10 protein-coding genes are annotated in these 11857 nt (G+C 70.9%); 1 reads left to right on the forward strand and 9 read right to left on the reverse strand.

From position 1 onward, the window contains the following. Positions 1–12: 12 nt before the first annotated feature. The 9 genes from aroB to ACWCQ1_RS20715 all read right to left on the reverse strand — a co-directional run bounded on the left by aroB (position 13) and on the right by ACWCQ1_RS20715 (position 9540). Positions 13–1104 (reverse strand): 3-dehydroquinate synthase, encoded by a 1092-nt coding sequence (gene aroB / locus ACWCQ1_RS20675; RefSeq protein WP_133044863.1) that lies wholly within the window; start codon positions 1102–1104, stop codon positions 13–15. Next, positions 1101–1616: a shikimate kinase gene (locus ACWCQ1_RS20680; protein ID WP_358602960.1), complete on the reverse strand. Its 516-nt coding sequence runs from the start codon at positions 1614–1616 to the stop codon at positions 1101–1103. The genes aroB and ACWCQ1_RS20680 overlap by 4 nt, the downstream gene beginning before the upstream one ends. Then, the gene (gene aroC / locus ACWCQ1_RS20685) at positions 1613–2797 is read right to left on the reverse strand and encodes a chorismate synthase (RefSeq protein WP_451027071.1); all 1185 of its coding nucleotides are present in this window, start codon (positions 2795–2797) and stop codon (positions 1613–1615) included. The genes ACWCQ1_RS20680 and aroC overlap by 4 nt, the downstream gene beginning before the upstream one ends. Before the next feature lie 152 nt (positions 2798–2949). After that, the gene (locus tag ACWCQ1_RS20690) at positions 2950–3765 is read right to left on the reverse strand and encodes a shikimate dehydrogenase (protein ID WP_358602966.1); all 816 of its coding nucleotides are present in this window, start codon (positions 3763–3765) and stop codon (positions 2950–2952) included. Then, positions 3765–5447, reverse strand: a complete 1683-nt coding sequence (gene mltG / locus ACWCQ1_RS20695) for an endolytic transglycosylase MltG (RefSeq protein ID WP_451027072.1) — start codon at positions 5445–5447, stop codon at positions 3765–3767. The genes ACWCQ1_RS20690 and mltG overlap by 1 nt, the downstream gene beginning before the upstream one ends. A 129-nt stretch (positions 5448–5576) precedes the next feature. Continuing rightward, positions 5577–6041, reverse strand: a complete 465-nt coding sequence (gene ruvX, locus ACWCQ1_RS20700) for a Holliday junction resolvase RuvX (RefSeq protein ID WP_133045038.1) — start codon at positions 6039–6041, stop codon at positions 5577–5579. Between the two features lie 2 nt (positions 6042–6043). Next, positions 6044–8716, reverse strand: a complete 2673-nt coding sequence (alaS, locus tag ACWCQ1_RS20705) for an alanine--tRNA ligase (protein ID WP_133044869.1) — start codon at positions 8714–8716, stop codon at positions 6044–6046. Further along, positions 8716–9087, reverse strand: a complete 372-nt coding sequence (locus ACWCQ1_RS20710) for a hypothetical protein (RefSeq protein ID WP_133044870.1) — start codon at positions 9085–9087, stop codon at positions 8716–8718. Before ACWCQ1_RS20710 ends, alaS begins: the two co-directional genes overlap by 1 nt. Positions 9088–9096: 9 nt before the next feature. Further along, positions 9097–9540 carry a DUF948 domain-containing protein gene (locus ACWCQ1_RS20715; RefSeq protein WP_133044871.1) on the reverse strand — a complete coding sequence of 148 codons (444 nt, stop codon included), beginning with the start codon at positions 9538–9540 and terminating at the stop codon, positions 9097–9099. A gap of 162 nt (positions 9541–9702) precedes the next feature. Here ACWCQ1_RS20715 and ACWCQ1_RS20720 point away from each other — a divergent pair, with 162 nt between their 5' ends. Then, complete coding sequence (locus ACWCQ1_RS20720) at positions 9703–11856, forward strand: ATP-binding protein (RefSeq protein WP_451027073.1); 2154 nt, start codon at positions 9703–9705, stop codon at positions 11854–11856. The last annotated feature ends 1 nt before the right edge of the window (position 11857 follow it).

The raw sequence follows: 11857 nt of genomic DNA on the forward strand, positions 1-11857 counted from the left end.
GCGTGGTGAGACTTACTCGCCCACTTCGCCGTACGCGGCGAGCAGCACGGCCGGGTCGGGTCCCTCCAGGACGGTCGGCTTGGCGAGGCCGTCCAGGACGATGAAGCGCAGGAGGTCGCCGCGGGACTTCTTGTCGACCTTCATCGTCTCCAGCAGCTTGGGCCACTGGTCGTAGCGGTAGTGGAGGGGAAGACCGACGGATTCCAGGATCGTGCGGTGGCGGTCCGCCGTCGCGTCGTCCAACCTGCCCGCCAGTCGGCCGAGTTCGGCGGCGAAGTGCATGCCGACCGCGACCGCGGCACCGTGCCGCCACTTGTAGCGCTCGTTCTTCTCGATGGCGTGGCCGAGCGTGTGGCCGTAGTTGAGGATCTCGCGCAGGCCCGCTTCCTTCAGGTCCGAGGACACCACTTCGGCCTTGACGCGGATCGAGCGCTCGATGAGCTCGGCGGTGTGCGGGCCGGCCGGGGTGCGGGCGGCCTCCGGGTCGGACTCGATGAGCTCCAGGATCACCGGGTCGGCGATGAAGCCCGCCTTGATGATCTCGGCGAGTCCGGAGACGTAGTCGTTGACCGGGAGGGAGTCGAGGGCCGCCAGGTCGCACAGGACACCGGCCGGCGGGTGGAAGGCGCCCACCAGGTTCTTGCCCTCGGCGGTGTTGATGCCGGTCTTGCCGCCGACGGCCGCGTCCACCATCGCCAGCACGGTGGTGGGGACGGCGATCCAGCGCACACCGCGCAGCCAGCTCGCGGCGACGAATCCGGCCAGGTCGGTGGTCGAGCCACCGCCCACGCCGACGATGACGTCGGTGCGGGTGAACCCGGACTGGCCGAGTGCCTTCCAGCAGTAGGCGGCGACCTCGGCGGTCTTGGCCTCCTCCGCGTTGGGCACCTGGATGGCGACGGCCTCGTAGCCCTGCTCGGCCAGATCGGCGCGCAGCGCGTCACCGGTCTCGGCGAGCGCCTCGGGGTGGATCACGGCCACCCGCCTGGCCTTCTCCCCCACCAACCCGGCCAGCTCGCCCAGCAGTTGACGGCCCACCAGAACCTCGTACGGGTCGCTGCCCGCGCTCCCGCCGACCTGGATCCGGGTGACTGCCTCGCTCATGCCTGCTTCAACTCCAAAGCGTCCAGGACGACTTCAGTGACTTCTTCGGGTGTACGGCCGTCGGTGGCCACCACCACGGTGGCGACCTCCTCGTACAGGTGCCGCCGGGCCTCCATCAGCTCGCGCCACTGCTTGCGCGGGTTGACCGCGAGCAGCGGACGGGCCGCGTTCAACCCGGTGCGCTTGACGGCCTCCTCGACGTCCATCGAGAGGTAGACCACCCGCTGCCCGGCCAGCAGCGCGCGGGTGTCCGCGTCCAGGATCGAGCCGCCGCCCAGCGCCAGCACCCCCTCGTGCTCGCCGAGCGCCCGGTGCACGGCCGCCTTCTCGACCGCCCGGAAGACCGGCTCGCCCTCGTCGACGAAGATCTCCGCGACGCTGCGGCCCTGCTCGGCGACGATGTCGTCGTCCGTGTCCCGGTAGCCCACCCCGAGCCGCCCCGCGATCAGCTGCCCGACAGTGGACTTGCCCACGCCCATCGGACCGACCAGGACCAGAAGCGGCCCGCTCACCGGATGGCCAGGTTCTCGAGGTAGGAGCGCACGTTGCGGCGGGTCTCGGCCACGCTGTCACCGCCGAACTTCTCCGCCACCGCGTCCGCCAGCACCAGCGCCACCATCGCCTCAGCCACGATGCCGGCCGCCGGGACGGCCGAGACGTCGGAGCGCTGGTGGTGCGCCTGCGTCGCCTCGCCGGTGGCCACGTCCACCGTCTGCAAAGCCCGCGGCACGGTCGCGATCGGCTTCATCGCCGCCCGCACCCGCAGCAGCTCGCCCGTGGACAGACCGCCCTCGGTGCCGCCGGAACGGCCCGAGACGCGCCGGATGCCCTCCGGCGTGCCCACGATCTCGTCGTGCGCCTTGGAGCCCGGCACCCGCGCCAGCTCGAACCCGTCACCGACCTCGACGCCCTTGATCGCCTGGATGCCCATCAGCGCACCCGCCAGCCGGGCGTCCAGCCTGCGGTCCCAGTGCACGTGCGAGCCCAGGCCCACCGGCACCCCGTAGGCCAGCACCTCCACGACACCGCCCAGGGTGTCGCCGTCCTTGTGGGCCTGGTCGACCTCCGCCACCATCGCCTTGGAGGTGTCCGCGTCCAGGCAGCGCAGCGGGTCGGCGTCCAGCTTCTCCACATCCGCCGGGGTGGGGTAGGTGCCCTGCGGGGCCTTCACCGAGCACAGCTCCACGACATGGCTGACGATCTCGATGCCGGCCGTCTCCTTGAGGTACGAGCGGGCGACCGCGCCCAGCGCCACCCGGGCCGCCGTCTCCCGCGCCGAGGCACGCTCCAGGATCGGGCGGGCCTCGTCGAAGCCGTACTTCTGCATGCCCGCCAGGTCCGCGTGGCCGGGCCGGGGACGGGTCAGCGGGGCGTTGCGGGCAAGACCGGCGAGGATCTCGGGGTCGATGGGGTCGGCCGCCATGACCTGCTCCCACTTGGGCCACTCGGTGTTGCCCACCATGATGGCCACCGGCGAGCCGAGGGTCAGACCGTGGCGCACACCGCCGATGAAGGTGACCTCGTCCTGCTCGAACTTCATGCGCGCACCGCGTCCATAGCCGAGCCGGCGCCGGGCCAGGTGGTCCGCCACCATCTCCGTGGTGATCGGCACACCGGCGGGAAGACCCTCCAGCGTCGCCACGAGTGCGGGACCGTGGGACTCCCCCGCGGTCAGCCAGCGCAACCTGCTCAACGGTGCTCCTCAGTGCTCGCGCCCTCGTACTGCTGCGTACGCGCGTCCTCGCGTACGGCGACGGCGCGACCAGGTGCGCGGATCTGGCCCGCCACCTCCGATCCTCCCACGCCCCGGGGGCGGCTCAGATCCGAGTCCGGCAGACGGACAGATCAGACCGGTCGGGCGGCCTCGCGCATCGCGGCCAGCGGAGAGCGCGGGTCACCGGTGAACTGGCGGAACTGGAAGACGGCCTGGTGCACCAGCAGATCGAGGCCGCTGAGCACCTGCCCGCCACGGTCCCGCCAGGCGGCGGCGAGCGGGGTGGGCCAGGGGTCGTACAGGACGTCGAAGAGCGTGCCGACCCGGTCGGGGAGCGACGCGGCGAGCTGGTCGGTGCCCCCGGCGGGCGTCGTCGAGATCACCAGGGGCGCCTCGAAGGCCCGTACCGCCTCGGCCCAGTCCGCCGGGCGGACCCGCACACCGAGCCTGCTGCCCCACTGCCGCATCTCGTCGGCGCGCCGCTCGCTGCGCACGTACACGGTGACCTCGCCGCCGCACAGCCTGGCCAGGGCCGCGAGGGCCGAGGACGCGGTGGCCCCGGCGCCGAGAATGGCCGCCGACTCCACCTTCTCCACGCCCCGCTCCTCCAGGGCGGCGATCAGGCCCGGGATGTCGGTGTTGTCGCCGACCTTCCGCCCGTCCGGACGGAAGACCACGGTGTTCACGGCCTCCACCGAGGCCGCCGTGTCGGTGATCTCGTCCAGCAGCGGGATGACCGCGCGCTTGAGCGGCATGGTCAGCGACAGCCCGGCCCACTCGGGACCGAGCCCGCCGAGGAAACCGGGCAGTGCCGCCTCGTCGATCTCGAACCTGTCGTACGACCAGTCGTCCAGGCCCAGCGCCCGGTACGCCGCGGTGTGCAGCCGGGGCGACAGCGAGTGGGCGATGGGCGAGCCGAGCACGGCCGCCCGGTGGGGTGTTGCCATCAGTTCTTGGTCCTCGACGAGTTGAACTCCTGGACCAGCCTGTCGTGCTCGGCCAGCGTCTTGGTGAACTTGCTGGTCTTGCCGTCCAGGGAGATGAAGTAGTACCAGCCGTCGTGCGTCGGGTCGAGCGCGCCCTTGATCGCCTCCTCGCCGGGGTTGTCGATCGGGCCGGGCGGCAGTCCCTTGACGTAGTACGTGTTGTACGGGTTGTTGTACTTGCGCAGCTCGGCGATGCTCAGGTCGATCTTGCTCTGGTTCTTGACGTAGTTGTACGTCGAGTCGAACTCCAGCGAGCCGTAGGTCTCGGGGTTGCCGGGCTTGAGGCGGTTGTAGACGACCTCGGCCATCTTGCGGAAGTCGTCGTGGCTCGTGCCCTCGGCCTGTACCAGGCTCGCCACGGTGAGCAGCTGCCAGGGACTGTCGAGACCGAGGCTCTTGGCCTTGGTCCGCAGGCCCAGTTCCTCGTACTTGTCGTTGGCCCGGGTGACCATGTCCTTCAGGACCGCCTCGGGCTTCTGGCCCTTGCTGACCGCGTAGCTGGACGGGTAGAGGAATCCTTCCAGCGGATCCTTGAGGTTGGGGTGGTTCAGCGCCCAGGAGGGCAGGCCGAGCTTCTTGTAGTCCTGCTTGGCGATCTTCGCCGTGGTGCCGTCGGTGACACCGAGACGCGCGTCGATCAGCTTGTAGACGGAGGCGTTGCGCGTGCCCTCGGCGATGATCAGATTGCTGCGGCTCTTCGGGCTGAGCATCAGTTCGACCGCACTGGCGGCCGACATCTGCTTCTCGAGTGTGTAGACGCCGTCCTGGATCTTCTTGCCGTCGGGGTTCGACTGCTGCGCCGAGACGAAGGCGTCGACGCTCTTGACGACGCCCGCCTCCTTCAGCTTCTGCCCGATCACATAGCCGCCGGCACCCTTGGGGATGACGACCGTGACCTGGGCGCCGTCACCCTGGCCCGCGTAGTCCGGCGCCGGGCCGAAACGATTTTGGTAGAACTGCCAGCCGAAATAGCCGACACCGGCGGCACCGCCGCCGAAGACCAGCACGAGGACGAGACAGGCGACGCCGTTACGGCTCTTCTTCTTCGGCTTCTTGCCGCCGCGGCCCTTGCGACCCTCACCCGGGTCGACGTCCTCGTCGTCCTCGTCCGCATCACCGTCGCCGTCACCGGCGAAGAAGGCGTGTTCGCCCTGGTCGGGGCCCGGGTCCCAGTCGGTCTGCGGCGGTTCGGGCTCGGCCTGGCGGCGGCTCGGCGGCTCGGGCGGCGGGTAGGCGTCCTGGGTGCCGTAGTAGTCGGGCTGCTCGCCGCCGTACCCGGCGGACGCCTGCTGGGCGTAGGGGTCCTGCGGGTCCGTGTACTGGACATGCGTATGTGTGCCCTGGCCCCAGGCCTGCTGGTCGTACGACTGCTGCTGTCCCTGACCCGCGTAGTACTGCTGGTCGTACTGGTCGTACTGCTGATACTGCTGCGCCTGACCGTAGGGGGCCTGCTGGCCCTCGCCCCAGCCGCCGTCGTAGTACTGCTGCTGCTGCTGCGGCTGCTCCGGATAATGCTGTGGCTGGCCGCCGTAGGGGGACTGCTGGCCCGCGTGGGCCTGCTGTCCACCCCATCCGTCGTCCCCGTACAACGGGTCCTCCGGATGCCACGGTTCGGAGCCCTGGCCCCGGCCATACTCAGTCATCAAACCCCTAGAGCCGCGAGGCGGGGCGATCACGAGGCCTTCGTCGGGCCCGCTCTCCGTTCCGCCTCTTGCTGTGCACCGGCTGTTCGAATCAGCGGCGCAGTCGCGCGGAACGTTACCGTATCGCGATCAGATGACCACTTCGACGCCCTCGCCGGGTGCTTTACCTGACACCCGTTCGGATTCCAGGGCCTGCTGGAGGATGATCACAGCGGCTGCCTGGTCGATCACCGATCGGCCCTTCTTGGCCTTCACCCCTGAGGCGCGCAGTCCCTGACTGGCCGTCACCGTGGTCATCCGCTCGTCGACCAGACGCACCGGGACGGGCTTGATGCCCTTGGCCAGCTCCTGGGCGAAGGCCCGAACCTTTACCGCGGCCGGTCCCTCGCCCCCCTTGAGGGAGCGCGGGAGTCCGACGACGACCTCGATCGGCTCGTACTCCTCGACCAGCTGACGCAGTCGGCGGTGGGCCGCCGGGACGTCACGGCCGGGGACCGTCTCCACCGGGGTGGCGAGGATCCCGTCGGGGTCGCAGGAGGCGACCCCGATCCGGGCGTCCCCGACGTCGATGGCGAGCCGTCGGCCTCTGCGCATGGTCACTTCGCCGTGTCCGTGACCAGCCGCTCGACCGCGTCGACGGCCTCGCCGATGGCGGCCGGGTTCTGGCCGCCGCCCTGGGCGACGTCCGGCTTGCCGCCACCGCCGCCGCCGAGGGTCTTGGCGGCGGTGCGCACCAGGTCACCGGCCTTCAGACCCCGCTCGCGGGCGGGTTCGTTGGTGGCGATGACCGTGAGCGGCTTGCCGTTGTTCACGGTGAAGAGGGCCACCACGGCGGCCCGTCCGCCCTGGATGCGGCCGCGGACGTCGAGGACCAGCTTGCGCAGGTCGTCGGGGGTCGTACCGTCCGGGACCTGCCCCGTGACGACGGCGATGCCGCGGATGTCCTTGGCGGACCCGGCGAGACCGGCGGCGGCCTGGAGCACCTTCTCGGCGCGGAACTTCTCGATCTCCTTCTCGGCGTCCTTCAGCTTGCCGAGCATGGCGGAGACCTTCTCCGGAAGCTCCTCGGGACGGCCCTTGATCAGCTCCTGGAGCTGGGCGACGACCGTGTGCTCGCGGGCGAGGAAGTTGTAGGCGTCGACGCCGACCAGGGCCTCGATGCGGCGGACACCGGAACCGATCGACGACTCGCCGAGCAGCTTCACCAGGCCCAGCTGGGAGGTGTTGTGGACGTGCGTGCCGCCGCACAGCTCCTTGGAGAAGTCGCCGATGGTCACCACGCGGACCCGCTCGCCGTACTTCTCGCCGAACTCGGCGATGGCGCCCTGCTTCTTGGCCTCGTCGATGCCCATGATGTCGGCGCGGACGTCGAGGTCGCGGGCGAGGACCTCGTTGATCTTCTGCTCGACGTCGGTCATCACGGCCGTCGGGACGGCGGAGGGCGAGCCGAAGTCGAAGCGGAAGCGGCCGGGCTGGTTCTCGGAACCGGCCTGGGCGGCCGTCGGGCCGAGCGCGTCACGCAGCGCCTGGTGGGTGAGGTGGGTGGCCGAGTGGGCGCGGGCGATGGCCGTGCGGCGGCGGGCGTCGATGGAGGCGTGGGCCTTCGCGCCGACCGTGACCTCGCCGACCTGGACGACACCCTTGTGGACGTAGACGCCCGGGACCGGCTTCTGGCAGTCGCGGACCTCGATGACGGCACCGGTGTCGACCTTGATGCGGCCGGTGTCGCCGATCTGGCCGCCGCCCTCGGCGTAGAAGGGGGTGCGGTCGAGGACGATCTCGACCTCGTCGCCCTCGGTGGCGGCCGGGGAGGAGGCGCCGTCCACGAGGATGCCGACGATCGTGGACTCGCCCTCGGTGTCGCTGTAGCCGATGAAGTCGGTCTCGCCGACCTTGTCGGCGATCTCCCGGTAGGCGCCCGCGCCGGCGTGGCCGGTCTTCTTGGCCTGGGCGTCGGCCTTGGCGCGCTCCCGCTGCTCCTTCATCAGGCGGCGGAAGCCGTCCTCGTCCACGGAGAGGCCCTGTTCGGCGGCCATCTCCAGGGTGAGGTCGATCGGGAAGCCCCAGGTGTCGTGGAGCAGGAACGCCTTGTCACCGGCGAGGACGGTGCCACCGGCCTGCTTGGTCTCGGTGACGGCGGTGTCGAGGATGTTGGTGCCGGCCTTCAGCGTCTTGAGGAAGGCGTTCTCCTCGGCGACGGCGACCTTCTCGATGCGCTCGCGGTCGGTGACCAGCTCCGGGTACTGCTGGCCCATCATGCCGATCACGGTGTCGATCAGGTCGAGCACGACCGGGCCGGTGGCGCCCAGCAGGCGCATGTTGCGGATGGCGCGGCGCATGATGCGGCGCAGGACGTAGCCGCGGCCCTCGTTGCCCGGGGTGACGCCGTCGCCGATGAGCATCACGGACGTGCGCATGTGGTCGGTGACCACGCGCAGGGAGACGTCCGAGGCGTGGGCGTCGCCGTATGCGACACCGGTCAGCTCGGTGGCCTTCTTGATGACGGCCATGGAGGTGTCGATCTCGTACATGTTCTGCACGCCCTGCAGAATCATCGCGAGTCGCTCCAGGCCGAGGCCCGTGTCGATGTTCTTGCTGGGGAGCTCGCCGAGGATCTCGAAGTTGTCCTTGCCGATGCCCTCGCCGCGCTCGTACTGCATGAAGACGAGGTTCCAGATCTCCACGTACCGCTCGTCGTTGACGGCGGGGCCGCCCTCGACGCCGAACTCGGGGCCGCGGTCGTAGTTGATCTCGGAACAGGGGCCGCAGGGCCCGGGGACGCCCATGGACCAGTAGTTGTCCTTCATGCCGAGGCGCTGGATGCGCTCCTTCGGCACCCCGACGACCTCGTGCCAGATGCGCTCGGCCTCGTCGTCGTCCTTGTAGACGGTGATCCACAGACGGTCGGGCTCCAGGCCGTAACCGCCCTTGTCCTGGGGCGTGGTGAGCAGCTCCCAGGCGTACTTGATGGCGCCTTCCTTGAAGTAGTCGCCGAAGGAGAAGTTGCCGCACATCTGGAAGAAGGTGCCGTGCCGGGTGGTCTTGCCGACCTCCTCGATGTCCGGCGTGCGCACGCACTTCTGGACGCTGGTGGCGCGGTCGAAGGGCGGCTTGACCTCACCCAGGAAGTAGGGCTTGAAGGGCACCATGCCGGCCGGGACGAGGAGCAGAGTCGGGTCGTCCGCGATGAGCGACGCCGAAGGGACGACGGTGTGCCCGCGCTCCTCGAAGAAGCTCAGCCAGCGGCGGCGAATCTCGGCCGACTCCATCAGTGGTCCTCATTCCGGTTGTACGAGTTGTACGAGTTGTTCGAGTACGTCTGGTACGTCGAACCGTCGACGTACTTCGGGTTGTTGCGGTTCTCGATGGCGGCGTACCGCCGGGGCGCGGGGATCTCGGGGGCCGCGTTGATGCCGAGGGCCTCGCCCAGCTCCTCCTCCCGCCGGGCCATGTTGTCGCGGACGTCCAGCGCGAAGCCGACCGCGCGGTCCTTGATGCGGTGACCGGCCTCGAGCGCCTTGTTGGCCGCGCCGACCGCGAGGTTCTCGGGGGTCAGCTGCTTCAGCTTGCGGTTGACCTTGGTGGTGGCCCACACACCGGCGGCGACGCCCGTGCTGAACCAGAACGTACGGCGGAACATCGCTAGGTCTCAGTCCTTCTTCCGCTTGCCCCGCCGCGACGCCGGCACGGTCCGGCCCACGATCACGGTACGCCGGGACTCCTTGGCGGGCACGTCCTCGCGGCGGGCACCCAGGGCCCGGCGGACGCCGTAGCCGAAGGCGGCGACCTTGACCAGGGGGCCGCCGAAGGTGGAGGCGACGGTGGTGGACAGGGCGGAGGCGTTGGAGGTGACCTCCTGGACGTCGGTGGCGATCGCGTCGACCCGGTCGATCTGGGTCTGCGCGGAGCGCACCGCCGCGGAGGCGTCGGCCAGCAGGGGGACGGCCTGGTCGGTCACGTCCGCCACCAGCTTGGTGGTCGCCCTGAGCGTCTGGGCCAGCCTCGCCAGCGCCACGGCGAGGAAGGAGACCAGGATCGCCCAGAACACGGCCACCAGGATCCCGGCCACCTCACCACCGGACACCACGCGCACCCGCTCCCTGAACTTGCTCTGAACATCGGAACCATTGGAAAAGCAGTGGACCGAGCCTATCGCGCCGGGCGCGGCGCTCCGTACCGGATTCCGACGGGCGCGCTGCCGAGTTGCGCTCGGCGATTGTACGGAATGAACACGACTCAGTACGCTCCGTATTCCATGCGGGATCATCAGTGCGGCGACAGCCCGGTCCTCGGCAATCTGCCCCTGGAACTCGACGCGTTCGTGGGGCGCTCGGCCGAACTCGCCGGGCTCGCGCGGGCGCTCGACTCCGCGCGTCTGGTGACGGTGACCGGTGCCGGCGGAGTCGGCAAGTCGCGGCTGGCGGCCCGGGCCGCGGCGCGGTGCGCGCCGCGCGACGGGGGGTGGCGGGCGGAGCTGGCGCCGGTGCGCGATCCGGAGTTCGTCGACCACGCGGTCGTGGAGGCGCTGGGCCTGACGGATCACACGACACGGCTGCCGCGCGAGACGCTGCTCGCGCATCTCGCCGAGCGCCAACTCCTCCTGGTTCTCGACGGGTTCGAGCATCTGGTGGAGGCGTGTGCCGAGCTGGTGGGCGAGTTGCTGCGCGAGGTGCCGGGGCTCAGGGTCCTCGCGGTGGGGCGCCGGCCGCTGGCCGTGGCGGGAGAGCAGGTGTTCCCGCTGGAGCCGCTCGGCGAGGACGAGGCGGTGGAGCTGCTCACCGAGCGTGCCGCCCTGCACGGCGTGCGGGTCACGGACGATCAGGACGTACGCGCGCTGTGCCGGCGCCTCGACGGCATCCCGCTGGCGGTCGAGCTGGCGGCGGGGCGGCTGCGGGCACTGTCCCCGGGGCGGTTGCTGGAGCGGCTCGACGACGGGTTCCGGCTGCTGACCGGCGCCGGCCGGGACGCACTCCCCCGGCATCGGACGCTGCGGCTGGCGATCGGCTGGAGCCATGAACTGTGCACACCCCGGGAGCGGTTGCTCTGGGCGCGGCTGTCGGTGTTCGCCGGACGCTTCGACCTGGAGGCCGCCGAGTACGTGTGCGCGGGGCACGGTCTGGACGCCGACGACGTCCTCGACGTCCTGACCGAGCTGCTCGCCCAGTCGGTGCTCGCACGCGAGGAGACGCCGGCCGGGGTGCGCTACCGGATGCTCGACACCGTCCGGGCGTACGGCGCCGAGTGGCTGGAGGCGACCGGGGACGCGGCCCGGCTGCGGCGGCGGCACCGGGACTGGTACCTGGGGCTGGCGACCTGGTGCGAGCTGGACTGGTTCTCGCCGCGCCAGGCCGAGGTGGCCGCGCGGGTGGAGGCGGAGCTGCCCAATCTGCGGCGCGCGCTGGAACACTGCCTGAGCGAGCCGGAGGAGGCGCATCTGGGCCAGTACCTCGCGGGCTCGCTGTGGTTCTGCTGGGCGGGCTGCGGTCGGCTGTCGGAGGGCCGGCAATGGCTGGAGCAGGTCGTCCGGCTGGATTCGGGCCACGACCAGTCCCGGCTGAAGGCGCTGTGGGTGCTCGGCTATGTGGCGATCCTGCAGGGCGACACGGTGTCCGCGCTGGCCGCGCTCCAGGAGTGCCGTGAGGAGGCGGAGCGCTCCGGCGACCCCACGGCGGTGGCCTACGCCGAGCACCGCACCGGCTGTCTGGCCCTGGTCACGGACGACATGGCCCGCGCGGAGACGCTGCTGCGCTCGGCGCTCGACCGCTACCACGAGATCGGCGAGCTCAACAGCAACGTGCTGATGGGCCAGGTCGAGCTGGCGATGACCCGCGCCTTCCAGGGCGATCTGCCGGACGCGGTGCGGTTGTGCGAGGACGTGCGCCGGGTGTGCGAGGACCACGGCGAGCGGTGGACCCGCTCCTACGCGCTGTTCGTCCTGGCGTACGCCGCCTGGGCCGACGGTGACCTCGCGCGGGCCCGCGCCCTGCTGACCGAGTGTCTGGGCAGCGCCCACGCCTTCCACGACCTGCTCGGCTCGGTGCTGGCGGTGGAGCTGCTGGCGCTGGTCACGGCGGCGGAGGGCGACGCCGCGGAGGCGGCGGTGCTGCAGGGGGCGGCGGGCCGGATGTGGCGGTCGGTGGGCCTGCCGCTGTTCGGCTCGGCGTACTACAACGCCCCGCACGAGCTGTGCGAGGCGACGGCCCGGGAGCGGCTGGGCGACGAGCGGTACGAGGAGTGCGTACGCGAAGGAGCGCGGCTGGTGCGGGAGGCGGCGGTGTCCCGGGCGCTGGAGCGGCCGCTGGCCACCCTGCCCGCCCCGCGCGGACCGGTGCGGCACACGACGGCGAGCGCGCCGACGCAACAGCCCGCCGCCTCCCGCGCCCACAAGGGCGGGAAGACGGCGGGCTGAG

This window comes from Streptomyces sp. NPDC002144, assembly GCF_053593695.1.